The sequence below is a fragment of the Pseudomonas putida genome, assembly GCA_041879295.1.
GTDB classification, from domain to species: Bacteria; Pseudomonadota; Gammaproteobacteria; order Pseudomonadales; family Pseudomonadaceae; genus Aquipseudomonas; species Aquipseudomonas putida_Y.
This window is the reverse complement of sequence record CP047152.1, coordinates 4,312,893-4,338,731: the sequence shown is the minus strand read 5'-3', so window position 1 is coordinate 4,338,731 and position 25,839 is coordinate 4,312,893. Positions and strand designations below refer to the sequence as shown.

The following is a 25,839-nucleotide window of genomic DNA, read 5'->3' as shown; positions in this document are numbered from 1 at the left end:
TCAGGTCTTGTCCTTGTTCAGGCGGTTGGCGACCCAGGTCAGTACCAGCACGAAGGCGAAGTAGGAGATCACCAGTGCGCTGTTGAAGTGGCCGCTGCTGTTGCGCATGTTGTTCAGGTACACCTGCAGGGTCTCGTAGCGGGTGCCGACCAGCAGGTTGGCAAACACGAATTCGCCGAACAGGAACGAGAACGACAGCAGCAATGCCACCATCAGGCCCTGGCGCAGGTTCGGCAGCACCACCAGCAGTGCGGCCTGCCAGGTGCTGGCGCCGAGCAGTTGCGCGGCGTCCATCAGGTCGCGCAGGTTGATGGCCTGAAGGTTGTTGGTGATGGCCCGGTACATGAACGGCAGGGCGATGGTGAAGTAGCAGCCGATCAGGATCCACGGTGTGCCGACCATGGCCATCGGCCCGCTGCCATACAGTTGCAGCAGCCCCACCGACGACACCACCGGCGGCACCGCAAAAGGCAGCAGGATGAGGATGTTCATCAGCGCGTCGAGCCGCGGGAAGTGGTAATGCACCACGAACAGCAGTGGCAAGATCAGCACCACCGACAGCAGCAGTGCGCCGACGCACACCAGCAGCGACTGGCCGAAGGCCGCAAGGAAGCGCGGCTCGCTCCACAGCGCCGCATACCACTTGAGGGTCAGGCCACTGGGCAGCAGGCTCGCCGACCAGCTGGTGGCCAGCGAGTAGAGGAGGGTGCCGGCCAGGGGCAGCAGCAGGATCAGGAACAGCAGGTAGACCACGAGGCGGTGGTACCAGCCGCCGGAGCGGATGTCAGCGCGCATGGTAGCTCCTTTTCAGCAGCCATTGATGCACCACCGTGACCAGCGTCATCAGCCCCACCAGCACCATCGCCAGGGCGCTGGCCAGGTTCGGATCGAGGCTGATGTCGCCCGCCACCAGGCCGGCGATGCGGATTGGCAGTACGTTGAAGTTGCCGGTGGTCAGTGCGTACACGGTGGCGTAGGCGCCGAGGGCGTTGGCCAGCAGGATGACGAAGGTGCCCAGCAGTGCCGGGGCCAGTACCGGCAGGCCGATGTGTCGCCAGTACTGCCAGTGGTTGGCGCCCAGCAGCGCGGCTGACTCGCGCCAGTCTTCGCGCAGGGCATCGAAGGCGGGGTACAGCAGCAATACGCCCAGCGGGATCTGGAAGTAGGTGTACACCAGGATCAGCCCGCTTTTGGAATAGATACTGAAGTCTTCCAGCAGGCCGATCTGTTTCAGCAGCAGGGTCAGCGCGCCGTTGAAACCGAGCAGGATGATGAAGGCAAAGGCCAGTGGTACGCCGGCAAAGTTGCTGGTCATGTTGGCGAAGGCGCTGACGAAGTCGCGCAGCTTCGAGTCCACCTGGCGCAGCGAGTAGGCGCCGAGGGTAGCAATGACGATGCCGAACACGCTCGACCAGAAGCTGATTTCCAGGCTGCGTTGCAACGCCTGCAGGTAGAACTTGGACGCGAACACCTTGCTGAAGTTGTCGATGCCCCAGCCGGCTTCCGATTGCAGGCTGTTGATCGCCACCCAGGCCAGCGGGGCGACCTGGAAGATGACGAAGAACACGGCGAACGGTAGCAGGCAGAGCAGGGCCAGGTAGCGGCCACGTATACCGCCACTCACTTCAGCAGCTCCCGGCAAACCGTCTTGTCATGCGCGGCGCCCAGCAGTTCACAGATGGTGCCGCACAGTTCGGTCTGCAGCGGCTTGGCGGCCGGGTCCAGGCTGAAGGCGTCGCCGAAGACGAACAGCGGCACCTCACGTTCTTCAGCCAGCAGGCCGTTGTGCGAGCGGTCGTTGTTCATGCCGTGGTCGGCGGTGACCAATACCTGATAGCCCTCCTCGAGCCAGCCGGGCAGGTAGTCGGCCAGCAGGATGTCGACGCTGCGCGCAGCGTTGCGATACTGGCTGCTGTCCAGGCCGTGGCGGTGACCCACGTCGTCAACGCTCATCGGATGCACCAGCAGGAAGTTGGGGGCGTGGCGGCGGCGCAGGTACTCGCCATCGGCCAGAAGGTGCGAATCGGGGTAACGGTCGTCCCAGTAGAACAGCCCGTGCTGGATCGGCAGCTTTGGCGCGTGGGTGTGGCGGTCACGCTGCGGGTCGAAGGGCGAGCGGTTGTACAGCTCGCTCATCCAGTGGTACGCGGCCGCTGCAGTGCCCAGATTGGCCTCGCGTGCGTAGTGAAACACGCTGCGCTGGTTGGACAGGCGGTTGATGTTGTTGTGCACGATGCCGCTGTCGATTGGCGGCACGCCGGTAAGAATGCATTCGTACAGCGGCCGCGACAGCGATGGCAGCTCGCATTCCACGCGGTACAGCGCGGCACGGTCGGCCTCGACGTAGGCGTGCAGGTGGCCCATCGCGTGGTGGGCGACCTGGTAGTTGAGGCCGTCGAGCAGGACCAGGATGACGTTGTGTTGCATGTTTTCTCCAGTCATGAACCGCGTTGGCACCTTCGCGGGTAAACCCGCTCCTACATGTATCGCGTATCCCTGTGTAGGAGCGGGTTTACCCGCGAAAGGGCCGGATCAGGCGCTACAAAGCCCGGCCCCTTACTCCATCTCGATGATCACCTGCTCCTGCCACATCTGCGGCAGTTTCTTCGAGGTGGCTTCCCAGGCCTCGGCATTCTTGATCGGCTGGGCGGCACCGTACTGGTCGTTGGGCAGCAGCTTGGCCTGCACATCCGCCGGCAGTTTCAGGTGCTCGGCCCGGATCGGCCGCGCGTGCCCCTTGGCCAGGTTGATCTGCCCGGCATCGCTGAAGATGTATTCACGGGTCAGTTTGGCCGCGTTGGGGTGCTTGGCGTACTTGTTGATGACCGTGGTATAGCCGGAAATCACCGAGCCGTCCGAGGGAATCAGCACTTCAAAACGCTTGGGATCGATCTGTTCACGGTAGCTCAGGCCGTTGAAGTCCCACACCACGCCAACTTCCACTTCGCCCTTTTCCAGGGTCTGGATGGTCGGGTTGGCCAGCGACAGGCGCTTCTGCTGCGCCAGTTTGGTGAACAACTGCAGGCCCGGCTGGATGTTCTGCTCGTCACCTTTGTAGGCGATGGCCGCAGCCAGCACACCGTTGGCGGCCTGGGCGGCGGTGCCGACGTCGCCAATGGCAACCTTGTACTTGCCTTTTTCCAGGTCATGCCAGGTTTTCGGCCGTTCTTCTTCCTTGACCAGGTCCTTGTTGATGATGAAGGCGATGGTGCCGGTATAGGCCAGCGCCCAGTGGCCGTCCTTGTCCTTGGCCCATTCCGGCACCTGGTCCCAGGTGCTTGGCTTGTAAGGCTGGCTGACGCCCTTGGTCACCGCGATCGGGCCGAAAGCGGCACCCACGTCACCGATGTCGGCGCTGGCGTTATCTTTCTCGGCTTCGAACTTGGCCAGTTCCTGCGCCGAGCTCATGTCGGTGTCGCTGTGCTTGAGGCCGTACTTGCTGGCCAGGTCTTCCCAGGTGCCTTTCCAGTTGGCCCAGGCGTCGGGCATGCCCACGCTGTTGACAGTGCCTTCCTTGCGGGCGGCGTCTTCCAGGGCCTTGAGGTCAGTGCCGGCGGCCATGGCCGTGGTGCACAACGCGATGGCCGAACCGAGCAGTGACGCCATGAAGAACTTTTTCATCCGAAGCTCCTTTGGGTGGGTGCCTTGCGATCATTATTCTGGGTAAAGCCGTTGCAAGCCTTTGACTGGCACCTTTGGTCTAGGTCAGCAAACCTTGAGCCAAGGTAGGCCGCTTGCGTGACAGTTTGATGTAGGCAGGGGGCCGGCAAGGGCCCTGAAGCTACAGCGTAGACCAGGTAATCGCCCCGGCTCTGCTGGCTTGGCGCGTTTCTGGCAATGGCTGGCCTAAGCTTTGTCACAGGATGTTCATCAGCCCTGCATAGGCTTGCACTGTTCTCCAAATGCCCTGTAATGGGGCTGGACTAGTCCAGATAGGTAACCTTTTGATGCAGTCGACGCCCCCGCGTGCGGTAACAGCCATCTGTCATGCCCTGCAGGAGCAGATCGAGCATGGTCTGCTGGCGCCGGGCGGCAAGCTGCCGGCCGAGCGGCGGCTCAGCGAGGTGTTCGACACCACGCGCATTACCCTGCGTGAGGCGTTGGTGCAGCTGGAGGCCCAAGGCCTGATCTACCGCGAAGAGCGCCGAGGCTGGTTCGTTGCACCGCAGCGCTTGACCTACGACCTGATCGAGCGCAGCCACTTCCATGCCATGGTGCGCGATCAGGGGCGGGTGGCCAGTACCGAACTGCTGTCGGCGAGGCTGCAGCCGGCTTCGGCGGCCATTTGTGCACGCTTGCAGCTGCCGGCGTTGTCCAGCGTGGTGCGCGTCTGCCGGTTACGGCGGATTGACGGGCGGGCGGTGCTGTATGCCGAGCACTACCTCAACCCCCGGTACTTTCCCGGCATTCTTGAACACGACCTGGCGCAGTCACTGACCGAGATTTATGGGCGGGTGTATGGCATCGAATACGGGCAGGTGTGCTTCGAGATCCTGCCGACAGCGTTGCCGGTGGAGGCGGCCAGTGCCTTGAAAGTGTCGGCGGGCAGCCCGGGGTTGCACATTACCCGGGTCAACAGTGACCAGCATGGGCACCTGATCGACTGCGACCTCGAGTATTGGCGGCATGATGCCATTCGCATCAGGGCGCAGGCAGGCTAGCGTGCTGGCTGCTCCTGCGAACCGGCCTCTGTCATTCCACCCCCACCGGCTGTCACCACCTGCACCGACAACCGCGGCGTTGCCAGGTCAAGCCCGGCCTCGTCCAGTTGCCGCTTCAAGGCCAGGTTGAATGCCCGCGACACCTCCCACTGCTTGATCGGCGCGGTCTTGAACCGCGCCCGCAAGATCGCCGAGCCTGACTCGAAGCTCTCCACCCCCTGCAGCTCCAACGGTGACCAGATGTTGCGGCGCATCAGCGGGTCATTGCGCAGCTTCTGCCCCACTTCGCGAATCAGCGTGATCGCCTGGTCGATGTTCATGCTGTGCGGGATTGCCACGCGGAAGATTGCGTAGCCGAACTCTCGCGAGTAGTTCTTGATGCTCTTGATCTCGCTGAACGGGATGGTATGCACAATGCCGTCGATGTCGCGCAGGCGCACGGTACGAATGGTCAGCCCTTCCACCGTGCCCAGGTGGCCGCCGACATCCACATAGTCGTCGATGGCCAGCGAATCCTCGATGATGATGAACAGGCCGGTGATCAGGTCGGCCACCAGCGACTGCGCGCCAAAACCGATGGCCAGGCCGATCACACCGGCACCGGCCAGCAGCGGGGTGACGTTCATGCCCATGTTGGCCAGTGCGACGATGACCGCGATGATGAAGATGACCACGAACATCACGTTGCGGATCAACGGCATCATGGTTTGCGCACGGGCGTTGGCCAGCCCCCGGCGCGAGCCCACCAGGGCATGGTGTACGGCGGTGTCGGCAAGGATCCATACCAGCCAGGCCACCATCAGCGTACCGGCCAGGCCCAGCAGGCGCAGGCTGACGTCATGGCCGTCGCCCTCGGCGAAGCTGATCATCGACACGCCCCACACGCGCAGGCCCAACTCGATGAACACCAGCCAGATGAACAGGTGCACCAGCAGGTAGCCGAAGTTGCGCAGGCGCTCGGTGTACACCGCCTGGCGCTTGCTGGCCCGCTTGGGGTTGGCAGTATGGCGGCGCACCAGGCCGTTGAGCACCATGCACACCACCACCAGCACCGTGCACATCAGCGACTGGCGTAGGGCGGTGCTGGTGTCGCCGGCGGAGACGAAGGTGGCGAACAGCGAAATGGCCACAAGGATCAGCGCCGGAATGAACCAGAAGCTGCCGAGGATCTCGATGGTATCGCTGAGGGTGCGTCGGGTCAGTCGCCTCGACAGTGGCTGGTTGCGGATCAGGTGGGCGATCGGGCGGCGGAAGCGCAGGATGAACAACCCGGTGCACAGCGCCGCAATCACATTGGCCAAGGTAGCCAGGGCGTGGGCCAGGTGAGTACCGAGGGCCACCAGCATGCGTGGATCGCTCATCGCCTCGCCAAACGCGGCGAAGCTGCCGATCAGCCACAACGGGCGAAACGCCTGGCGCCGCAGGATGTGCAGGGCACGGTGGCGGTGTGGGCCGTCCAGCAAGGAAAAGGCGATGACGCAAATGGCCGAAAAGCAGGTACCGACCACCAGTGCGTAGGCCAGCACCATGGCCAGGGATTTGCCCAGCGATGGCGGCAGCACGAAACTCAGGTACACCGTGAACACCAACGCGACCAACCATGGGCCGAGCTTGCGCAAGGCAAAGCGCACCAGGTCCCAGGTACGCGGGTGCTGTGGCAGTTCTTCGCTCAGGCCAAAGCGCAGGCGGACCCGATGGCCGACCCAGTTGAAGGCATAGGCCAGCACGCTCCACACGGCAATCACTGCAGCAAAACCGAACAGGATCGCCGGCCATTGGTGCACGGGCACCACCAGTTCCGCCAGTTCGGCCTGGGCCTGTTCGATTTCCGCGGCCCAGCGGTGGAATGGACTGGCATCGCCGCTGAACTGTTTTTCAAAGTCGTGCAGGGCACCGCCGATCAGGCCGAGCACACCCTGTTCAACGCTGGGTTGCGATTGCCGGGTGGCGTCGCGCAGCTTTTTCAGGTCGGCCAGCAGCTTGGCCCGTTGCTGATCGTTTTCGAGGTTCTTGATCACCTCGTCCAGCGATTTGCCCAGCGGCTCGGTGGCCTCTGGCTGCGCGGGCGCGCTGCCGCCCAGCAGGCCAGGCAGGCCCGCCGCTTGTGCCGGGGCAATGAAAAGCAATAGCAGCAGGAACAGGTAACGCAGGAGGGCAGGCACTGGAAAATCTACCTCAGGTCAAACGATTGACCGAGTGTAGAGGTTTATGTCGGCAGTTTCTCGAGGATCTTCCAGCAGGTGAGGCCGAAAATACCCAAGGTGCCGATCCACATCATCAGTACACCGATGTTGCGTTCGCGCATGCTGAAGCCGATGGTCAGCAGCATCAGGAACAGGAACACCGGCACGAACAGAGACAGGAACGGGGACATGGACAGCAATCCTTTTGCAGTGGGGCCATGTAACAAGCATAGCGCTTGGCAAACGAGGCGTGATTGACCTTGAGCACGTTCAGGCAGGCCCGGCCTCTTCGCGGTTATACCCGCGAAAAGGCCGGGCCTGCTTGCATCAAGGCAGCTCGCGGCTACGGTAGAACGCGGTCAGTACCTTCACCAGGTGCGCCAGGTCATGGCTGCCGCACAGCTCGCGAATGGAATGCATGGCAAATGTCGGCAAACCGATATCCACCGTGCGCACACCCAGGTGGCTGGCGGTGATCGGCCCGATGGTCGAGCCACAGCCCATGTCGCTGCGCACCACGAAGCTCTGCACCGGTACTTCCTCGGCCATGCACAAGTGGCGGAAGAACCCTGCAGTCTCGCTGTTGGTGGCGTAGCGCTGGTTGTTGTTCACTTTGATCACGGGCCCGGCGTTGAGCTTGGGGCCGTGGTTGCCGTCATGCTTGTCGGCGTAGTTGGGATGCACGCCGTGGGCGTTGTCGGCCGACACCATCAGCGAGCGCTGGAGGGTGCGCACATAGGTGTCGCCATCGGGCAGCAGGCGCTGCAGGGTCTGCTCCAGCATCGGGCCATCGGCACCGCAGGCCGAGCAACTGCCGACTTCTTCGTGGTCGTTGCACACCAGCACACAGGTTTCGTCGCTATCGGCGGCCAGCAGGGCCTGCAAACCGGCGTAGCACGACAGCAGGTTGTCCAGGCGGGCGCCGGCGATGAAGTCGCCATTCAGGCCGATCAGCGCGGCGTCCTGCGTGTCGTAGAAGCTCAGCTCGTAGTCCAGCACCACGTCGGCGATCAATTCATGCTCGCGGGCCAGTTGCTCGGTGAGCAGGGCGCGGAAGTCGATGCGCTCGTCACCAGCCACTTGGGCGAGGATGGGGGGCAGTTCGTTCTGCGGGTTGATCGCCCAGCCTTCGTTGGCGGTGCGGTTCAGGTGGATCGCCAGGTTGGGGATGATCGCGATTGGCAGCTTGAAGTCGATCAGCTGGCTTTCGACCTTGCCGTCACGGCGGTAGGTGACGCGGCCGGCCAGCGACAGGTCGCGGTCGAACCAGGGTGCCAGCAACGCGCCGCCATACACTTCCACGCCCAGTTGCAGGAAGCCCTGGCGCTGAAGCTCGGGCTGAGGCTTGACCCGCAAGCACGGGCTGTCAGTGTGGGCGCCGACCATGCGGATGCCACTGAGCAGCGGCGACTGCGTGCCCAGTTTGATGGCGATGATTGAAGAATCGTTGCGGGTGACGTAGTAGCGGCCGCCGCCCTCGGGGTCCCAACTGTCGCGCTCGTCCAAGCGCTTGTAGCCGGCCGCCTCAAGGCGCTGGACCAGGCTGGCGGTGGCGTGGAAGGGCGTGGGGGAGGCCTTGAGAAAGTCGATAAGGCCGGTATTCAGTGCATCGCGCATAGCTCACTCCAGACAGCAGTGGCGCGAGTTTAACGCACAATGTCGACAATTTGTGTCTGCATCTTCGCGGCCAAAGCCGCTCCCACAGGTATAACACAGCCCCTGAGAGCGGCGCGGTACCTGTGGGTGCGGCTTTAGCCGAAGAGGCTGGTACAGGCCCTGCGAAATCAGAACGGTGCCGGGCACTCGAACTTCAACCGCTGCCCGGACACCGGGTGGGTAAAGCTCAGCATCGAGGCATGCAGACAAAGCCGCTCATGAGCTGCCAGGGCTTGCGGGTTGGCGTATAACCGATCACCCAGCAGCGGGTGCCCGATCGACAGCATGTGCACGCGCAGTTGGTGCGAACGCCCGGTAATCGGTGTCAGCTCCACCCGGCAGTGATCGCCGCAGCGCTCGACGATACGCCAGAAGGTCAGGGCGTGCTTGCCCTGCTCGTGGTCCACCACATGCCGTGGTTTGGTCGGTGGGTCGTAACGCAGCGGCAGGTCGATGCTGCCGCTGTCGAGCGCCGGCTGGCCCCAGCACAGTGCGGTGTAGGCTTTTTCGGTTTCGCGGTCGTGGAACTGGCGCGACAGCTCGCGGTGGCTGTCGGCATCGCGTGCCAGCAGGATGATGCCGGAGGTTTCCCAGTCCAGACGGTGCACGATCAGCGCATCGGGGTAGCCGTTTTCCTGCAGGCGGGTGATCAGGCAGTCCTTGTTGTCCTCGGCACGGCCAGGGACCGACAGTAGCAGGGTCGGTTTGTTGATCACCAGGATGGCGGCGTCTTCGAAGAGGATCTGGACATTCGACAGCGGCATTACAGGTCTCACGAAAATAGCAGTAAACGCTGGGGCCGCTTTGCGGCCCTTCGCGGGCAAGCCCGCTCCTACAAAGGATATGCATTCCCCTGTAGGAGCGGGCTTGCCCGCGAAGGGCTGCAAGGCAGCCCCAAATTGTCGACTACGCGGATCAGCGATCCGGCAGGGTGATGTTCAGCTCCAGAATCGAGCAGCTGCCCTGGTTTTCCAGTTCGATATGCACGTCATCGTTGCCGATGTTCACATATTTGCGGATCACTTCCAGCAGTTCTTTCTGCAGCGCGGGCAGGTAGTCCGGCTCGCTGCGTTGGCCGCGCTCGTGCGCCACGATGATCTGTAGACGCTCTTTCGCTACCGACGCGCTGGACTGTTTCTGTCTGCCACGAAAGAAGTCAAAAAGGTTCATGGTTTATTTGCTCCCGAAAATGCGCTCGAAGAATCCCTTCTTCTGTACATCGATGAAGCGCATCGGCTTCTCTTTGCCCAGCAGGCGGTCGACCGCATCACTGTAGGCCTGGCCGGCATCGCTCTGGTCATCGAGAATGACCGGGATACCTTGGTTGGACGCCTTGAGGACGGCCTGCGATTCCGGGATCACACCCTTGAGCTTGATCGACAGGATTTCTTCGACGTCGGCCACGCTCAGCATTTCACCCTTGACGACGCGCTCTGGGTGGTAGCGGGTGATCAGCAGATGCTCCTTGATCGGCTCTTCGCCGTTTTCGGAGCGGCGCGACTTGCTCGACAGAATGCCCAGCATGCGGTCGGAGTCACGTACCGAAGAAACCTCCGGGTTGGTTACCACGATAGCTTCGTCGGCGAAGTACATGGCCAGGTGGGCACCTTTTTCGATACCGGCCGGCGAGTCGCAGATGACGTACTCGAAGTCTTTCTTCAGGTCCATCAGTACCTTTTCCACGCCTTCCTGGGTCAGCGCGTCCTTGTCACGGGTCTGGCTGGCGGCCAGCACGTACAGGTTCTCGAGGCGCTTGTCCTTGATCAGGGCCTGCTGCAGGTTGGCTTCGCCGTTGACCACGTTGACGAAGTCGTACACCACGCGGCGTTCGCAGCCCATGATCAGGTCGAGGTTACGCAGGCCCACGTCGAAGTCGACAATGACGGTCTTGTGGCCGCGCAGTGCGAGGCCGGTACCAATGGCGGCGCTGGTAGTGGTCTTGCCCACACCCCCCTTGCCGGAAGTAACCACGAGAATCTTGGCCAAGGTGTTTCACCCCTAAAAATAGTCGGGACACTTGTCCCTGCAAAAAACTGAAATAGCTAAATAAAGGCAACGGTAAAAAAGTTGCTCTAAAAATGCTGGCAAGTATCCGTTAAAGACGGGTGATGTTCAACACGTCACCAGACAGGCTGACTTGCACGCTGGTACCCCACAGTGGATCCCGGCGCAGGTCTTCGCAGACCTTGTACTGGCCAGCGATCGAGACCATTTCGGCGGTCATCTGCTGGCAGAAGATACGCGCCTTGGTGTTGCCTTTGATGCCGGCCAGGGCGCGGCCGCGCATGGCGCCGTACACATGGATGTTGCCATCGGCCAGAAGTTCCGCACCTGGGCTGACCGAGGCGGTAACAATCAGGTCTCCCCCCTGAGCATAGATCTGTTGGCCACCGCGTACTGGCGAAGTAATGATGCGGGTCGGGCGCACCTCGGGTTCGGGGGGCGGTGGTGGCGCCGGGGCCGGTTCGGGCTTTTTGACCACCTCGGGCTCTGGCTCCAGCGGCCGTTCGCGGGCCCCTGACGGCGGCAGCACCGGCAGGTCGATGGCGATGGCGGCGGCGATGTCCTCGATGCGGTTGGCGCGGATGGCCAAGGTACGCAGGCCGTGGTGGCGGCAGATTCGCATCAAGCCGGGCAGGTCGACCGCCCCTTCGTCGGCCGGCAGCTTGTCCAGCGCCAGCACCAGCGGTGTATTGCTGAAGAAGTTCGGGGCCTGGGCGACTTTGGCCGCCAACTGGCGGTCGAGGGCTTCAAGGTCATTGCGTGCCAGTTCCAGTACCGTAATGGCGAGCATGCTGCCCTTGAGCTGGAACACGGAGGCGGTGTCGGGTGTGTGGTTTGGGCTCATGGTCTGCATAGACGGCTTGTTGCGAAAAAAGTGCCCTGACTTATAACGAGAACACCGGTTGCCCGCAACATGCGCTGATCCGTTGTAGAATGCGCGGCCTTTGTCTTTCCGGATGCTTCAATGGAACGCCCGCGTTTTCGTCCCTATTACCTTCACCCCAAGTTCTGGGGCCTGTGGCTGGGCCTGGGCCTGCTGTGGCTGGTAGTCCAGTTGCCGTACCGGGTGCTGCTGAAAATCGGTGCCGCGCTGGGCGCTGTCATGTATCACTTTGCCGGTGAACGTCGGCGCATTGCCGCGCGCAACCTGGAACTGTGCTTCCCGGAGCTGTCGGTCGACGAACGGCAGCGTTTGCTCAAGGCCAACTTTGCCTCAACCGGCATCGCCTTCTTCGAAATGGCCATGAGCTGGTGGTGGCCCAAGGCCAGGTTGGCGCGCCTGGCCCATATCGAGGGCCTTGAGCACCTGCAAGCCGCCCAGCAGGCGGGGCAGGGCGCGATCCTCATGGCGGTGCACTTCACGACCCTGGAAATCGGCGCCGCGCTGCTCGGCCAGCAGCACACCATCGACGGCATGTACCGCGAACATGGCAATGCGCTGTTCGATTTCATCCAGCGCAGCGGCCGCGAGCGGCACAACCTCGACTCGCTGGCGGTGGAGCGTGAAGACGTGCGCGGCATGCTCAAGCTGCTGCGTTCGGGCCGGGCGATCTGGTACGCACCGGACCAGGACTATGGCGCCAAGCAAAGTATCTTCGTGCCACTGTTCGGCATCCCGGCAGCGACGGTAACGGCCACTACCAAGTTCGCCCGGTTGGGGAAGGCGCAGGTGATTCCGTTCACCCAGAAGCGCCTGGAGGATGGTAGCGGCTATCGGCTGGTCATCCACCCGCCGCTGGCGGATTTCCCCGGGGAAAGCGAAGAGGCCGATTGCCTGCGCATCAACCAGTGGGTCGAGAGCGTATTGCGCGAGTGCCCCGAGCAGTACCTGTGGGCGCACCGCCGTTTCAAGTCGCGGCCCGAAGGGTTGCCGCGGCTGTATGACAAGAAAAAGCGCTGAACCTTGTAAGCAGGCCTGGCCTCTTCGCGGGTAAACCCGCTCCTGCAGGATTACCACAGGTTCTGCATATTGCGGGGCCCTGTGGGAGCGGGTTTACCCGCGAAGAAGCCGGGCATGAAAGCACCTTGACCCCAGGAAGGACTCCATGGCTCCCCCCCCGGTAACCGGTCTCATCCTTTCTGGCGGCGGCGCCCGCGCCGCCTACCAGGTCGGCGTGCTGGCGGGCATCGCCGAGTTGCTGCCCGCCGGCGCGCACAACCCGTTCCCGGTCATTGTTGGCACCTCCGCCGGGGCCATCAACGCTGTCACCCTGGCCAGTGGTGCGGTGCACTTCAACGACGCCGTGCAGCGGCTCACTGCCTTCTGGCAGAATTTCCGCAGCCATCTGGTCATCCGCAGCGACTGGCCCGGGGTCGTGCGCCAGGCCAGCCGTTTCGTCGGCCACAACCTGCTGGGGCTGGGTGGCCAGGCCCCTGTGGCGTTGCTCGACAGCAGTCCGTTGCGCAGCCTGCTGCAAACGCACCTGAACCTGGATGGTATCGGCCACGCCTTGGCCGCCGAGCAACTGCGCGCCGTGGCGGTGACCGCCTTTGGCTACGAGTCTGGCCAGGCGGTGACCTTCTACCAGGGCCGCGGCACCATCGAGGCCTGGCTGCGTCACCGGCGTATTGGTGTACCCGCACCGCTGACCATCGACCACCTGCTGGCCAGCGCGGCGATTCCGCTGCTGTTCGCCCCGGTGCAACTGGGCGGTGAATATTATGGCGACGGTGCAGTGCGCCAGTCGGCGCCGATCAGCCCGGCCTTGCATCTGGGCGCCAGCCGGGTGCTGGTGGTCGGGGTCAGCGGAAACCCGCAGCGGCCAGCGCCACCGGTGCCGCCCCAACGTGTGTTCAGCGGGCAGCAACCGAGCCTGGCGCAGATCGGCGGGCACATGCTCAACAGTACATTCATCGACAGCCTGGAAGACGATATCGAACTGCTGCAGCGCCTCAACCACTTGAGCGGGCTATTGCCGGCGCACCTTGATGCCCGGCGCCTGGGGTTGGCACCGATCGATGTTCTGGTGGTGGCGCCCAGCCAGCCGCTGGATGAGATTGCCGCTCGGCACCGCCGTGAGTTGCCGGCGGCGTTGCGCCTGTTTTTACGTGGGCCAGGGGCGACGCGCACCAGCGGGGCGGGGGTGTTGAGCTATTTGCTGTTCGAGGCCAGCTATTGCAGTGAACTGATCGAACTGGGGCGGCGCGATGCCCTGGCCAAGAAGCGCGAGCTTTGTGAATTCCTGGCGATTTGATGTTGTCTGTGCGGGCCCTTTCGCGACAAGGAGGTGCGCCAATACCTGTGTAGGCGCGGGTTCACCCGCGAAAGGGCCGCAGCAGGCTTACTCGGCTATCTGCAACTTGCGCGCCTGGGTATATACATACCGCACCTTTTCATACTCGAACGGCGAGTTGAGCTGGCCATAGCGGAATTTGGTCGTATAGCGCTTGTCCACCACGCGCAGGGCGAAGATTTCCGGGTGGTCGCTGCTGACTTCAGCCACGTTCAGGTAGTTGACTGCCTGCTCTCCCGCATAGTCCACCACAATCCCGGTGGTATCGCGCAGGTTCGATGGCCCTAGCACCGGCAGCATCAGGTAGGGCCCCTCTGGTACGCCATAGAAGCCCAGGGTCTGGCCAAAGTCCTCACTCTGGCGCGGCAGGCCCATGCTGGTCGCCGGGTCCCACAGCCCACCCACGCCGATAATGGTGTTGAACATCAGTCGCGCAGTGATTTCTGCCGAGCGCTTGGCTTTGAGCTGCAACACGCTGTTGAACAGGTTCGGCACATCGCCAAGGTTGTTGAAGAAGTTGCTCACCCCCGTGCGCACGAAGCTTGGGGTGACATACTGGTAGCCATTCACCAGCGGCAGCAGCACCCATTGGTCCAGTCGGTAGTTGAAGTGATAGATGCGCCGGTTGATCGACTCCAGCGGGTCGTACACGTTAAGCGCCGCCAAGGTTGAGCGCTCGAACTCGCGCTGATCCAGCCCAGGGTTGAATTTCAGCTCACGCAGCGGGTCGAGGAAGCCATCAGCTTCAGGCACCAGGGGCGCGGTACCGACCACCTGCGGGTCGGCCTCGACCACGCTGGCTCGCGGTGCGGTTTCGGCGGCCAGGGTGTGACCAGCGGCAAGCAAGGCAGTGGCGAAGAGGAGTTTGTTAACCACGGAAGAACTCCAGCATGGCGTCACTGTTGACGCGATAGTTGAGGTTGCCGCAATGGCCGCCATGGGGGTAAAGGGTCAGTCGGTCACCGAACACCTTGCGTAAAAAGCCAATGTCGCCCGGGCCGAGAATGACGTCATCGGCGTTGTGCATCACGGCGATCTTGTCACTGCTGCGCAGGTAGTCTTCCAGCGCATACAGGCTTACCTGGTTGACCAACTGCAGGATGCTGTTGCCGTCTGTGCGGGCGCGCCACATCGGAATCACCTGTTCGGTCATGTAGCAGTCGAAGTCGCACTGCAGGGCGCGCTTGAAGAACGGCGTGAGGCTGCTGCCTTCGGTGATCGGGAACTTCGGCGGAATGATCAGGCCGCGGCGGTTGATCAGGTCGGAGGTAAAAGCGATGTCTGCTGCCGAGAAGCGGAACGAGGTACCGATCAGCATGGCCATCTGTTCGTTGGACAGGTGCTGGCGCGACTGCTGGAAGTCGTACAGCAGGGCGTCGTTCAGGTCGATGTAGCCCTTGTCCTGGAAGTAACGGGTGAGCTTTTCCAGCATCAGCTCGTAGAACGTGGTGCTACGGTCGATGCCCTTGACCTGGGTTTGCACCAGTTTGTCGAGGTTGTTGATCGAGGTGTAGAGGTTGACCGGTGGGTTGAGCAGCAGCACACGCTTGAAGTTGAAGCTGCGGCGGGTTTCGTCCAGGTGGCTGACGAAGGCGGCGTCGAGCGCACCCAGGCTGTAACCGGTGAGGTAGAAATCACTGACCGGCAGGCGTGGATGCTGGGCGCGCACGGCCTGCATCACCCGGTACATGTCTTCGGCGTCTTCCTGGCTGATGCCGGGGGTAGCAAAGCGTGAGGCTGCACTCATGAAGTCATAGCTGGTGGGCGATGACAGTTGCACCACGTGGAAACCCGCCTTGTAGAACAGCTTTTTCAGGTATTCATTGATGCTGCTGCTGTAGGGCGCGCCGGTGCCGGCGATGATGAAGATCAGCGGCGCTTCGCGATCCTGTCGAGCCAGGCGGTACTTGAGCTTCTTCACGGCCCAGAAGTTGTCGGGCAAGGTGAACTCACGTTCCGGGCGCAAGTTCAGGCTGTAGTCGGACTGATTGATTTCATCGTCGTTTGGCAAGTCAGGGCGCTTGTCCGGCGGCGTGGTGGCGATGGTCGCCTCGAACGGGTTGGTCAAAGGGTAGCCATAGCTGGCAGCGTCGATATCCCGCGCTGAAGCGGCCACAGCCATGAGCAGGCTGCCGAGCAGGGCAGCGAGGCGCAAAGATCGAAGCATTTAATCTCCCAAAAGAACGCAAGGTCGAGCAGTGTGCAGGCTAGGACCACAGCCAGGCGGGCAAAGTTGCCCGCTGCGGTGGCCTTTGGCGTACTTGCTATCTGCAACATAGCTGCCGGGGTGTGATTTTGCCTTAGAAACGGGCATAAGCGATCATGGACGTTTTCGATTACCGCTATTGGAGAACAGGATGTCTCGTTCGCTGCCGACGGTGCTGCTGGTGCTGTTTCTGGGGCTTTGGCTCGCGGCCAGTTATGGTGTGCGTTACGGCCTGATGGAGGATGGCCAGTGGGTAGGGCTGTGCGCAGTGCCGACGGCGTACTGGCAGTGCGAGGTGCGTTCGCTGCTGGGGTTGGGCATTCACCATCAGGTGATGGCCTGGGGCGGGCTGGGTCTTGCGCTGCTGGCGCAGGTGGCTCCCGGCCGCGCTGGCTGGTGGCTGGCGGTGCTGGCCCTGGTGTTCGCGGTGCCGGCGCTGGTGCTGTATACCGCCAGCATTGCAGTGTTTGCGCTGGTATTGGCGGGGTTGCGCCTGGTCAGGTAATTGCGGTGCGGCTGACAGGCGTCCGTTTTGGAATTTGTGGTGGGGCGGAGATCGAGCGCCGCCCGCGCGGCGCATCGCGAGCTGCGCTCGCTCCTACGTTTGTTTTTGGCCAGTAACGCCTGTGGCAGGCGCGCGCGACCGCCTTCTCGTACGACGCGATATCGAGCCATGCGCCAAGGCGTACGCGCACAGATCTCACAGGCATGATTGGCCCGAAACAAACGTAGGAGCGAGCGCAGCTCGCGATGCTGCGGCGTGGCTGACAGGTGTCCGTTTTGGATTTTGTGGTGGGGCGGAGATCGAGCGCCGCCCGCGCGGCGCATCGCGAGCTGCGCTCGCTCCTACGTTTGTTTTTGGCCAGTAACGCCTGTGGCAGGCGCGCGCGACCGCCTTCTCGTACGACGCGATATCGAGCCATGCGCCAAGGCGTACGCGCGCAAAACCCACAGGAATGACTGGCCCGAAACAAACGTAGGAGCGAGCGCAGCTCGCGATGCGCCGCGCGGGCGGCGCTCGATCTCCGCCCCACCGCAAAAATCAAGCCTGGCGTAACCGCAAACTCCGCCACAACGCCGCGCGGGCGGCGCTCGATCTCCGCCCCACCGCAAAAATCAAGCCTGGCGTAACCGCAAACTCCGCCACAACGCCGCTGTCATCAGCACACTCACCACAGCCCAGCTCCAGGCCTGTTGGTTCTCCAGCCCTTCCACGAACAACTGCGGCGCCACCCCGGCCCCGACGATGAAAGCCAGCAACGCCACCTCCGGCCTCCGCGCCCGCACCGGCCACAACACATACACCAGCGCCGGCAACGCCAGCGCTGCGCTGGGGAAACTGCGGTAGCGTGGGTCGAACACCAGTGCCAACATGCTCACCGCCGCCGCAAAGCCCGCCGCCACCAACAGCCAGCCAGCTTGCACCTGCAGCCGGGCGAACAAGCGCTCACGCCAGCCGGCTCGCCGTGCCAGCGCCAACAACGCATGGGCCAGCACCAGCAGGTTCAGCCCGGCCAGCATCAGTGCCCATAACCACTCCCCGGCAAAGCGCGCGTGGGTACGCATCAACTCGCCCCACAGGCCCAGGCAAGCGGCGCCAAACGCCGCCAGCAATGGCAGCAGCAAGGCCGCCATCGGTGTAGCGGGGCGCCCGGCCAGCACCAGCATGATCACCATCAGCACGGCACTGGCCAGCAGCCACCGCGGCCAGTCATGCAGATTGCTCACTGGCCCTTCGAGCACACCCTTGTCCTGCCGGTCCGCGTCGTATAACCCCCAGTAGCCGCCCACCGCGCCCTCATTGACGCGTTTCCATGGCTGATCGAAGGCTTCGATCAGGTTGTAGTGCCAGCCATTGCGCTCGGCCATGGCCACAAAGCCGCGGATGAAGCGCGCTTCATTGACCCGGCTGGGTACCGCAGTTTCGCGTTGGCGGCCTTCGCTGGGCCAGCCGGTTTCGCCAATCAGTATGTCCTTGGGCGCGAAGCGTGTGCCGAATACCCGGCGCACGTCGGCGACGTGGGCCAAGGCCTCGTCGATGCCACGCGGGTCGTCCTCCCAGTAGGGCAGCAAATGGATGGTCAGGAAGTCCACTGCCGGGGCCACCTGCGGGTGCTGCAGCCAGAACTCCCAGACATCGGCGTAGGTTACCGGTACCTTGACCTGGCTCTTCACCCGCCCGATCAGCTTGGCCAGGTGGGCACCGGTCACCTCCTTGCGCAACAGTGTCTCATTGCCGACGATCACTGCGCTGACCACGTCAGGGTTGGCGTTGGCAGCGGCGATCAGCAGGTTGATTTCCTTCTCGGTGTCGGCCGGGTGGGCATTCACCCAGGCGCCCAGCATCACCTTCAGACCGTGCTTGCGTGCCAGCGCCGGGATTGCCTCAAGACCGCTCATGGAATAGGTACGGATGCACTGAAACCGCTCGGCCAGTAACGCCAGGTCGGCGTCCATCCGCGCCGGGCGCAGGCGAAACGGCTGGTCGTAAGGCGATTGGTCTTTGTCAAAAGGTGTGTACGAGGCGCACTGCAGCTTGTGTGCAGGGCTGGCCGCATCGGGCAGGTGCACTGGCTTGCCCAGCCCGTACCAGAGCCCCCCCAGCCCGAACAGGGCCAGCAGGCAGGCAAGCAGGTACAACGGTAACAACAGGCGGCTACAACTGGGCATCGGGCGGTCCATCGTCTGGCACAAAAGGTTAGATAGTAGCCCGGCGCCAAACCTTTGGCATGCAAGGATCGCGCAGGCCGCTGCCGGCCGATGGCGCTAATGGCATAGTGCTGTCGCATATGGGGCGGGTACAGGTCGCAGCTGGATCAGGTCGTCTTGTGTTGCAGGAAGATGATGCAATCTCCAAGACCTGACGAGGGGATGCTTTGATGGCAACTTTGAAGAAAATGCGACGTTTACTGGGTGTGGGCACCGCCCTGGTAATGGCCATGAGCGCTGCACAGGCTATGGCCAAAGAAGTAAGCATTGGTTACGTGGATGGTTGGGCCGACAGCGTGGCGACCACCAACGTGGCTGCCGAAGTAATCAAGCAAAAACTCGGCTACGACGTGAAGTTGCAGGCCGTTGCCACGGGGATCATGTGGCAGGGTGTGGCAACTGGCAAGCTCGATGCCATGTTGTCGGCCTGGTTGCCGGTGACCCATGGCGAGTACTGGGCCAAGAACAAGGACAACGTGGTCGACTACGGCCCGAACTTCAAGGACGCCAAGATCGGCCTGATCGTCCCCGAGTACGTCAAGGCAGTGAGCATCGCCGACCTCAAGACCGATAACAGCTTCAAGGACAGGATCGTCGGCATTGATGCAGGCTCCGGTGTGATGCTCAAGACCGACCAGGCAATCAAGGACTATGGCCTGACGAGTTACAAGTTGCAGGCCAGCTCGGGCGCTGCGATGACTGCGGAGCTGGGCCGTGCCTATGCCAAGCACCAGTCGATTGCGGTGACCGGTTGGGTTCCGCACTGGATGTTCGCCAAGTGGAAGCTGAAGTTCCTCGAAGATCCGAAAGGCGTATATGGCGCGTCGGAAACCGTTAACAGCATCGGCAGCAAGGAACTGGCAACCAAGGCACCGGAAGTGGCGGAGTTCCTGAAGAAGTTCAACTGGCAGTCCAAGGACGAGATTGGCGAGGTGATGCTGGCGATTCAGGAAGGGGCCAAGCCTGACGCAGCAGCCAAGGACTGGGTAGCCAAGCACCCTGATCGTGTGAAGGAGTGGACTGGCAAGTAACTTTGGGCGTTTCCCGTTGTTTTTTTAACGCCAGTTAGATCGAGCGCCGCCCGCGCGGCGCGTCGCGAGCTGCGCTCGCTCCTACGTTTGTTTCGGGCCAATTATACCTGTGGGTTTTTCGCGCGAACGCCTTGGCGCATGACGCAATATCGCGTCGTACAAACAAGGCGGTCGCGCGCGCCTGCCACAGGAATGACTGGCCCGAAACAAACGTAGGAGCGAGCGCAGCTCGCGATGCGCCGCGCGGGCGGCGCTGGTTTTATGCCCGACCGCAAAACCTGAACCGGTCCCTTGCCACCCCTGGCCAAATCTCTTCTTTGTTACGCAATCGGTAAAACACCGTTGCATCTAAGACTAAGGTCGTCTGGTTGGCGTCCGGCAGCCGCATAAAGTAAGGGTGTGGGTTCTTCCCCTACCTGTGCTGCTAGGACAAAAACAATGAACGACAGCATTTACCTCTCGATACAAAACAGCCCCCGTTTCAAGGAGCTGGTCACCAAACGCGAACGGTTCGCCTGGATTCTCTCGGCGATCATGCTCGGCCTTTACTGCGCCTTCATCCTCCTGATCGCCTACGGTCCTCATGTGCTGGGCACGAAGCTCAGTCCTGAGTCATCGATTACCTGGGGCATTCCCCTGGGCGTCGGCCTGATCGTCTCGGCATTCGTCCTGACCGCCATCTACGTGCGCCGCGCCAACGGCGAGTTCGATGAGCTGAACAAGGAAATCCTGAAGGAGGCGCAACAATGATTCGCTCTGTCAAAGCTCTGGCCGTACTGGCCTGCGGAGCCTTTGCACCCGCCGTGTGGGCCGCAGATGCCCTGACCGGCGAGGTGCAGAAACAACCGCTGAACGTTTCCGCCATTGCCATGTTCGTGACCTTCGTCGCCTTCACGCTCGGCATCACCTACTGGGCCTCCAAGCGCAACAAGTCGGCATCGGACTACTATGCTGCCGGCGGCAAGATCACCGGCTTCCAGAACGGTTTGGCGATCGCTGGCGACTACATGTCAGCCGCCTCGTTCCTGGGTATTTCCGCGCTGGTGTTCACCTCGGGTTATGACGGCCTGATCTACTCGATCGGTTTTCTGGTCGGCTGGCCGATCATTCTTTTCCTGATTGCTGAACGCCTGCGCAACCTGGGCAAGTACACCTTTGCCGACGTGGCCTCGTACCGCCTCGGGCAAAAGGAAATCCGCACCCTGTCGGCCTCCGGTTCGCTGGTGGTGGTGGCGTTCTACCTGATCGCGCAAATGGTCGGCGCCGGCAAGCTGATCGAGTTGCTGTTCGGCCTGGACTACCATGTAGCGGTGGTCATGGTGGGTATCCTGATGTGCCTGTACGTGCTGTTCGGTGGCATGCTGGCCACTACGTGGGTACAGATCATCAAGGCTGTGCTGCTGCTGTCCGGTGCCAGTTTCATGGCGCTGATGGTCATGAAGCACGTGGGCTTTGACTTCAACACGCTGTTCACCGAAGCGATCAAGGTACACGCCAAGGGTGAGGCGATCATGAGCCCCGGCGGCCTGGTCAAGGACCCGATCTCGGCATTCTCCCTGGGCCTGGCACTGATGTTCGGTACTGCCGGCCTGCCGCACATCCTGATGCGCTTCTTCACCGTCAGTGATGCCAAGGAAGCGCGCAAGAGCGTGCTGTACGCCACCGGCTTCATCGGCTACTTCTACATCCTCACCTTCATCATTGGCTTTGGTGCGATCCTGCTGGTCAGCACCAACCCGGAATTCAAGGACGCCGCAGGCGCTCTGCTGGGTGGCAACAACATGGCCGCGGTGCACCTGGCCAATGCGGTGGGTGGCAGTGTGTTCCTCGGCTTCATCTCGGCGGTGGCCTTTGCCACCATCCTGGCGGTGGTGGCTGGCCTGACCCTGGCCGGTGCCTCGGCGGTGTCCCACGACCTGTATGCCAGCGTCTGGCGCAAGGGCAAAGCCAACGACAAGGACGAGATCCGCGTATCGAAGATCACCACTGTCGCCCTGGGTGTGCTGGCGATTGGCCTGGGAATTCTGTTCGAGAAACAGAACATCGCCTTCATGGTCGGCCTGGCGTTCTCCATTGCCGCCAGCTGCAACTTCCCGGTACTGCTGCTTTCGATGTACTGGAAGAAGCTGACCACCCGCGGCGCCATGATCGGCGGCTGGCTGGGCCTGGTGAGTGCGGTGACGCTGATGATCCTTGGCCCGACCATCTGGGTACAGATTCTCGGCCACGAGAAGCCCATCTACCCGTACGAGTACCCGGCGCTGTTCTCGATGGCCATTGCCTTCGTCAGCATCTGGTTCTTCTCGGTCACCGACAAGTCCAAGGCAGCTGAGGATGAGCGCGCGCTGTTCTTCCCGCAGTTCGTGCGTTCGCAGACTGGCCTGGGTGCCAGCGGGGCGGTCTCGCACTAACGTCAACCCCTTGCATTGAAAACGCCCCGCCTGTCGGGGCGTTTTTTATTTTATGCAGTCAGAAACAGCCTACATACAGAGTGAGGCTCTGCCCATAAAGTTTCCTCATGTCGTAAGGGCATCTATAGATGCCGGCACATTTGGGGAATGTTCAATGAAGTTACGCTGTTTGATCACCTTCGCTCTCCTTGGCGTGGTGGGCGCTGCCGGGGCGAAGGAAATACCGCAGGACATCAGTGTCCAGGCTGTCGTGTCGGTTCCTGAATTTCAGGTGAACTCGGTTGACAGTTGGTGGGAAGACGTACTTCAGGCTGAATATGACCCGGATCGGGGTGTCTTCAAGCAAATTGAAAAAGAGGTGTTTGTAAAAAGTACCTACGGCCCGATCTACGCGAAAACCGACCGTTCGGAGTATCGGTTTACCCGGGTGGGCGGTGGAGAAGCGCCCCGTCGATACCACATCATGTTGAATCGCAAAAGAATGGGCACGGCACCGGTTGAAATCGTCAGTGCTGCTGAAGCCGCTCAGGGAAAAAGCATTCAATTCAGGTTCTATCCGATGCCGGAAGCGTCGTCGACTCGCATACCCGGCACCTATGTCACGCAAGCCACCTTGATGTTCGAAACAGGGGCGCCCTGATTCGCAATTCCATTCGGGTGCTCCAGTGTGCCCGCTATTTGTTGTGCAACCGTTAAAGGAAGTTTGATGTGAAATCCTATGTATTGGCTGTCCCGTTCCTTGCATTGTTTGCCGGTGCTGCTGTCGCGTCCGCCCCTGCGCCGATCAGTCAGAATATTTCAGTGACGGCGGTCATTCCCGGGAATGAGTTTTCAGTGGCCCCCATAGGGGACTGGCTGGATAAAGGCGTGACGCTTGAATATGAGCCGGAGCGCGAAGACTTCAAGGCGGTCAGTGAAAGGTTCTCGGCACAGAGTGATGTCGGCGCTATTCAGGCCCACCTGCTGTACACAGCAGCGCTGCAAGACCCGCAAACCGACGAGAAGATTGATCTTATCATCTCTGTTGGGGGTAAACAGTTGGCGTTGACGGCCACGGAGGTCATGAGCGCGGAAGATGCTAAAGTTGGCAAGGAACTTCCCATTACCTTTAATGCCATAAGGCCCGACAGTGGTTATGTAAAGGGTGAGTATGCCGGGACAGTGAGCGTGTTGTTTGAAACTTCCTCCGCCAGCCTTTGACTGAAGCAGTGCCGCCTGCCTCAACTTACTGGATGTTTATCCGTGTAGGGGCAGGTGTTGAAGTGGATTGAATCATGTTCCAGTTTGCTGCACCCGGCCGTGCACTCGCTGTCTGGCTGCTGGGTGCTGCCTGCCTTCTGCCCCTCGAAGTGTTGGCCGAGCGCGCGTCCAGTGCCATTGACCTGAATACATTCGGGCGTTTGCCTGAAGACTTCGAGGCGCACTTCTTCGATGTGCCACTTGCCGTACGAGTGGAGCTTGATCAACGCTACCTCGGTGATGCCATGGTGGTATTGAGCCGTGATAACCGTGTGCAGTTGCTGGCGTTTACCGACACTGAGCAGAGCGCAGAGCCGGCCACACTCCGGCAGTTATGGCAACAGCGCCTGGAGGGCGGGCGCATGCTGGGCGACTGCCTGCAAAACTGCCCGGACGGGTTGCAGGCTATCCATTACAGCCTGGCCAATTCCCAGTTGTCATTGCTGACGTCCAATGCCGAGAAGCTGGAGCAGGACGCGCTCTTCCACCGCCTCCCGGAGCAGAGCGACGCTGGGTTGCTGCTGCGTAACCAGCTCAACCTGGTCAATGATGGCAATCAGACCACGGGCAGAGTCGGCCTGCTCGGTCAGGGCAATCTGCATAACTGGACGACGCTTGCCGATGCGCGCGTGGAACGCACCCCAGCGGAGCAAGGCGATATGCGTTACCGCATGAACCAGCTTTACGCAGAGAGCATGCACGAAGAGCATTTCTTTCGGCTGGGTTACTTCTCTACTGGCGCAGAAGGCCTCGTGCGCCAGCCAGCCCTCCTGGGGCGTCGCCCTGATAGCACGCTTGGCTTGATGCTGGGCAGCAGTGACAGCCTGCTGGTCGACAATGGCCAAGCCAGCGCCATCCCGGTCTATGTCACGCCGAACCGCCCGGGTATCGTCGAAATCTATCGCAATGGTTCGCTGATCAACAGTCAGCCGGTACAGGCCGGTTTACAGGCGCTCGACACGCGGGTATTGCCTGGCGGCATCTATGATGTAGAGCTGCGTTTGCTCGAAGACGGCCTGGAGACCTCGCGCAGCGAAGCGTCCATCTACAAGCCCAGCCGGTGGCAGAACATGGATAACCGCTGGCGCTACAACCTGTACCTGGGCCAGCAGGTCGAGCTGCTGAGCAACGGGGATGGCGAACGTGAACAGAGCCCGGTGTTCGGGGCCCTTTCCAACTACCTGATGCATCCTGCTGCGGTGCTGGGGCTGTCAGTGCAACAGGTCGATGCTGACCTGCAGTTGGGTACCTCGCTGGACTGGGACGTGCATGAACGGTTCAAGCTTTACGCCAGCCTCAATCAGACCCAAGGCCTGGGCAACGGCGGCGATCTGCAGTTGACCTACACCCATCCTTGGGGCTCGTTGCTACTGAGCCACAACCAGACCTGGCTGGAGCCTGGCAGTAGTGGTCGCGACGATACTTCACAGCGCCAGGTGCGCAGCCGCACCGCCTTTTCGATCAACCAGCGGATAACCGCGCGCAGTTCAGCGACGCTGCGCCTGGAACACAGTGCGGGCTCGGCAAGCGGCCTGGGTGCCGACCTGAGCTGGGCGTTCTACGGGAAGCTGCGGGGGGCATCAGAGCAGTGTTCGCCTGTCACTTTTCGACAGGCCTGGAACGCGCAGCAGCGCCGGTGTCCGCAGCCGCGGTGTCAACGTTGCTGTAAGCATGAAGCTCGAGCGCGATGGCAAGCAGCTTGGGGTCGATGTGGGTAGCCGCGCCTCGCGTGAGGGGGGCAATGACCCCTACGCTTCGCTGTGGTATCGGCAGAACGTCGACCTGGGCCCCGTGCACAGCCTGGGGGGCAGCGCGACGCTCGACGGCTATGGCACCAGCCTGGCGGCCAATGGGCGCTTCCACAGCCAGGCGCTGCAGGGCGATGCCTATGCCCAGAGTTCCTCTTTCAACAATAACCTCAGCGGTGGCCTCAACCTGGAAAGCACCCTGGCGCTGGGCGCCGGGAAGCTGGCCATGGGGGGCAGCAACCTGCCGCTCGAAGCCGGCTTGATCATCGATGTCGAAAGCGATCTGCACGGTGTGAAGCTGCGCGCCAACGATGGCCAGGGCATGAGTGCAGTGCTGCACCCCGGGCGCAATATCGTGCCGGTGACGGCGTTCAAATCTGGCCATGTGCGTTTCGACTTCGACACGAAGGACGTGCCGCCAGCACAGATCCAACCCCTCGCTGTGGACTATCACCTCAACCGCGGTGGGGTGGGGTACCACGCAGTGAAAGTCATGCGAACGGTGACTGTGTTTGGCCGGCTGCTCGACGGGCAAGGCCAGCCACTGCACGGCGCGCATGTGGTCAATGACGCCGGGCGCACGGTTGTCGAGGCGGATGGCTATTTCAACGTGGAAATGAGTGAGTCACGGCCCACCCTGGAAATTCGCCATGGCACGGCAGGCAACTGCCTTCTGACATTACCGCCGGACAACTTTGATCGCGAGGATGACCTGCTGATCGTGGGTGATCAGCGGTGTGTGCCCAGTGTGGGCTGAG

22 protein-coding genes and 1 pseudogene are annotated in these 25,839 nt (G+C 61.9%); 10 read left to right on the top strand and 13 right to left on the bottom strand.

Features of this window, described 5'->3' with window-relative positions; genetic code table 11:
- The 4 genes from GST84_19860 to GST84_19845 form a co-directional block, all read right to left on the bottom strand.
- On the bottom strand, window positions 1–795 hold the full coding sequence (locus tag GST84_19860; GenBank protein ID XGB14456.1) for an ABC transporter permease subunit: 795 nt from the start codon (window positions 793–795) through the stop codon (window positions 1–3).
- Window positions 785–1,624 (bottom strand): ABC transporter permease subunit, encoded by an 840-nt coding sequence (locus GST84_19855; protein ID XGB14455.1) that lies wholly within the window; start codon window positions 1,622–1,624, stop codon window positions 785–787. The genes GST84_19860 and GST84_19855 overlap by 11 nt, the downstream gene beginning before the upstream one ends.
- Entirely contained in the window at window positions 1,621–2,427 is an 807-nt protein-coding gene (locus tag GST84_19850) for an alkaline phosphatase family protein (protein ID XGB14454.1), read from the bottom strand. The genes GST84_19855 and GST84_19850 overlap by 4 nt, the downstream gene beginning before the upstream one ends.
- 129 nt (window positions 2,428–2,556) lie before the next feature.
- Window positions 2,557–3,621, bottom strand: coding sequence for an extracellular solute-binding protein (locus tag GST84_19845; protein ID XGB14453.1), 1,065 nt, complete (start codon window positions 3,619–3,621; stop codon window positions 2,557–2,559).
- A 326-nt stretch (window positions 3,622–3,947) separates the two neighbouring features.
- Here GST84_19845 and GST84_19840 point away from each other — a divergent pair, with 326 nt between their 5' ends.
- Window positions 3,948–4,661: a UTRA domain-containing protein gene (locus GST84_19840; GenBank protein ID XGB14452.1), complete on the top strand. Its 714-nt coding sequence runs from the start codon at window positions 3,948–3,950 to the stop codon at window positions 4,659–4,661.
- On the opposite strand, the gene GST84_19835 is transcribed toward GST84_19840, so the two are convergent.
- The 6 genes from GST84_19835 to minC all read right to left on the bottom strand — a co-directional run bounded on the left by GST84_19835 (window position 4,658) and on the right by minC (window position 11,357).
- Window positions 4,658–6,823 (bottom strand): mechanosensitive ion channel, encoded by a 2,166-nt coding sequence (locus tag GST84_19835; GenBank protein ID XGB14451.1) that lies wholly within the window; start codon window positions 6,821–6,823, stop codon window positions 4,658–4,660. The two genes, GST84_19840 and GST84_19835, sit on opposite strands and share 4 nt — an antisense overlap.
- Before the next feature lie 348 nt (window positions 6,824–7,171).
- Complete coding sequence (locus GST84_19830; GenBank protein ID XGB14450.1) at window positions 7,172–8,461, bottom strand: M18 family aminopeptidase; 1,290 nt, start codon at window positions 8,459–8,461, stop codon at window positions 7,172–7,174.
- Between the two features lie 167 nt (window positions 8,462–8,628).
- Window positions 8,629–9,264 (bottom strand): RluA family pseudouridine synthase, encoded by a 636-nt coding sequence (locus tag GST84_19825; protein XGB14449.1) that lies wholly within the window; start codon window positions 9,262–9,264, stop codon window positions 8,629–8,631.
- Window positions 9,265–9,415: 151 nt separating this feature from the next.
- Complete coding sequence (gene minE / locus GST84_19820) at window positions 9,416–9,670, bottom strand: cell division topological specificity factor MinE (protein XGB14448.1); 255 nt, start codon at window positions 9,668–9,670, stop codon at window positions 9,416–9,418.
- Window positions 9,671–9,673: 3 nt separating this feature from the next.
- Entirely contained in the window at window positions 9,674–10,486 is an 813-nt protein-coding gene (minD, locus tag GST84_19815; protein XGB14447.1) for a septum site-determining protein MinD, read from the bottom strand.
- Window positions 10,487–10,595: 109 nt separating this feature from the next.
- Window positions 10,596–11,357 (bottom strand): septum site-determining protein MinC, encoded by a 762-nt coding sequence (gene minC, locus GST84_19810; GenBank protein ID XGB14446.1) that lies wholly within the window; start codon window positions 11,355–11,357, stop codon window positions 10,596–10,598.
- 111 nt (window positions 11,358–11,468) lie between these two features.
- Between minC and GST84_19805 the strand changes: the two genes are divergently transcribed.
- On the top strand, window positions 11,469–12,404 hold the full coding sequence (locus tag GST84_19805) for a lipid A biosynthesis lauroyl acyltransferase (protein ID XGB14445.1): 936 nt from the start codon (window positions 11,469–11,471) through the stop codon (window positions 12,402–12,404).
- A gap of 145 nt (window positions 12,405–12,549) precedes the next feature.
- Window positions 12,550–13,698, top strand: coding sequence for a patatin-like phospholipase family protein (locus tag GST84_19800; protein ID XGB14444.1), 1,149 nt, complete (start codon window positions 12,550–12,552; stop codon window positions 13,696–13,698).
- A gap of 87 nt (window positions 13,699–13,785) precedes the next feature.
- On the opposite strand, the gene GST84_19795 is transcribed toward GST84_19800, so the two are convergent.
- A complete protein-coding gene (locus GST84_19795; protein ID XGB14443.1) occupies window positions 13,786–14,613 on the bottom strand; it encodes a VacJ family lipoprotein in 828 nt (275 codons plus the stop codon).
- Window positions 14,606–15,904 (bottom strand): serine/threonine protein kinase, encoded by a 1,299-nt coding sequence (locus GST84_19790; protein ID XGB14442.1) that lies wholly within the window; start codon window positions 15,902–15,904, stop codon window positions 14,606–14,608. Before GST84_19790 ends, GST84_19795 begins: the two co-directional genes overlap by 8 nt.
- A gap of 190 nt (window positions 15,905–16,094) precedes the next feature.
- On the opposite strand from GST84_19790, the gene GST84_19785 reads away from it, so the two are divergent.
- Window positions 16,095–16,448 carry a hypothetical protein gene (locus GST84_19785; GenBank protein XGB14441.1) on the top strand — a complete coding sequence of 118 codons (354 nt, stop codon included), beginning with the start codon at window positions 16,095–16,097 and terminating at the stop codon, window positions 16,446–16,448.
- Between the two features lie 611 nt (window positions 16,449–17,059).
- Here GST84_19785 and GST84_19780 read toward each other — a convergent pair.
- Window positions 17,060–18,625, bottom strand: coding sequence for a beta (1-6) glucans synthase (locus tag GST84_19780; GenBank protein ID XGB14440.1), 1,566 nt, complete (start codon window positions 18,623–18,625; stop codon window positions 17,060–17,062).
- Window positions 18,626–18,822: 197 nt separating this feature from the next.
- Here GST84_19780 and GST84_19775 point away from each other — a divergent pair, with 197 nt between their 5' ends.
- From GST84_19775 to GST84_19750, 6 genes and pseudogenes are all read left to right on the top strand, one after another.
- The gene (locus GST84_19775) at window positions 18,823–19,683 is read left to right on the top strand and encodes a glycine/betaine ABC transporter substrate-binding protein (protein XGB14439.1); all 861 of its coding nucleotides are present in this window, start codon (window positions 18,823–18,825) and stop codon (window positions 19,681–19,683) included.
- A gap of 438 nt (window positions 19,684–20,121) precedes the next feature.
- The gene (locus GST84_19770) at window positions 20,122–20,433 is read left to right on the top strand and encodes a DUF485 domain-containing protein (protein ID XGB14438.1); all 312 of its coding nucleotides are present in this window, start codon (window positions 20,122–20,124) and stop codon (window positions 20,431–20,433) included.
- A complete protein-coding gene (locus tag GST84_19765) occupies window positions 20,430–22,094 on the top strand; it encodes a sodium/solute symporter (protein ID XGB14437.1) in 1,665 nt (554 codons plus the stop codon). Before GST84_19770 ends, GST84_19765 begins: the two co-directional genes overlap by 4 nt.
- A gap of 154 nt (window positions 22,095–22,248) precedes the next feature.
- A complete protein-coding gene (locus GST84_19760; GenBank protein ID XGB14436.1) occupies window positions 22,249–22,734 on the top strand; it encodes a hypothetical protein in 486 nt (161 codons plus the stop codon).
- A gap of 68 nt (window positions 22,735–22,802) precedes the next feature.
- The gene (locus GST84_19755) at window positions 22,803–23,294 is read left to right on the top strand and encodes a hypothetical protein (protein XGB14435.1); all 492 of its coding nucleotides are present in this window, start codon (window positions 22,803–22,805) and stop codon (window positions 23,292–23,294) included.
- Window positions 23,295–23,368: 74 nt separating this feature from the next.
- Window positions 23,369–25,838, top strand: a pseudogene (locus GST84_19750) (pilus assembly protein PapC).
- Window position 25,839: the final 1 nt, after the last annotated feature.

Bases quoted from the DNA above. Each gene is read 5' to 3' on its own strand.
- minC (XGB14446.1), bottom strand. From the start codon at position 11,357: ATGCAGACCATGAGCCCAAACCACACACCCGACACCGCCTCCGTGTTC.
- GST84_19840 (XGB14452.1), top strand. From the start codon at position 3,948: ATGCAGTCGACGCCCCCGCGTGCGGTAACAGCCATCTGTCATGCCCTG.
- GST84_19775 (XGB14439.1), top strand. From the start codon at position 18,823: ATGGCAACTTTGAAGAAAATGCGACGTTTACTGGGTGTGGGCACCGCC.
- GST84_19825 (XGB14449.1), bottom strand. From the start codon at position 9,264: ATGCCGCTGTCGAATGTCCAGATCCTCTTCGAAGACGCCGCCATCCTG.
- GST84_19760 (XGB14436.1), top strand. From the start codon at position 22,249: ATGAAGTTACGCTGTTTGATCACCTTCGCTCTCCTTGGCGTGGTGGGC.
- minE (XGB14448.1), bottom strand. From the start codon at position 9,670: ATGAACCTTTTTGACTTCTTTCGTGGCAGACAGAAACAGTCCAGCGCG.
- GST84_19765 (XGB14437.1), top strand. From the start codon at position 20,430: ATGATTCGCTCTGTCAAAGCTCTGGCCGTACTGGCCTGCGGAGCCTTT.
- GST84_19830 (XGB14450.1), bottom strand. From the start codon at position 8,461: ATGCGCGATGCACTGAATACCGGCCTTATCGACTTTCTCAAGGCCTCC.
- GST84_19845 (XGB14453.1), bottom strand. From the start codon at position 3,621: ATGAAAAAGTTCTTCATGGCGTCACTGCTCGGTTCGGCCATCGCGTTG.
- GST84_19790 (XGB14442.1), bottom strand. From the start codon at position 15,904: ATGCTTCGATCTTTGCGCCTCGCTGCCCTGCTCGGCAGCCTGCTCATG.
- GST84_19800 (XGB14444.1), top strand. From the start codon at position 12,550: ATGGCTCCCCCCCCGGTAACCGGTCTCATCCTTTCTGGCGGCGGCGCC.
- GST84_19780 (XGB14440.1), bottom strand. From the start codon at position 18,625: ATGGACCGCCCGATGCCCAGTTGTAGCCGCCTGTTGTTACCGTTGTAC.
- GST84_19805 (XGB14445.1), top strand. From the start codon at position 11,469: ATGGAACGCCCGCGTTTTCGTCCCTATTACCTTCACCCCAAGTTCTGG.
- GST84_19860 (XGB14456.1), bottom strand. From the start codon at position 795: ATGCGCGCTGACATCCGCTCCGGCGGCTGGTACCACCGCCTCGTGGTC.
- GST84_19785 (XGB14441.1), top strand. From the start codon at position 16,095: ATGTCTCGTTCGCTGCCGACGGTGCTGCTGGTGCTGTTTCTGGGGCTT.
- GST84_19850 (XGB14454.1), bottom strand. From the start codon at position 2,427: ATGCAACACAACGTCATCCTGGTCCTGCTCGACGGCCTCAACTACCAG.
- GST84_19770 (XGB14438.1), top strand. From the start codon at position 20,122: ATGAACGACAGCATTTACCTCTCGATACAAAACAGCCCCCGTTTCAAG.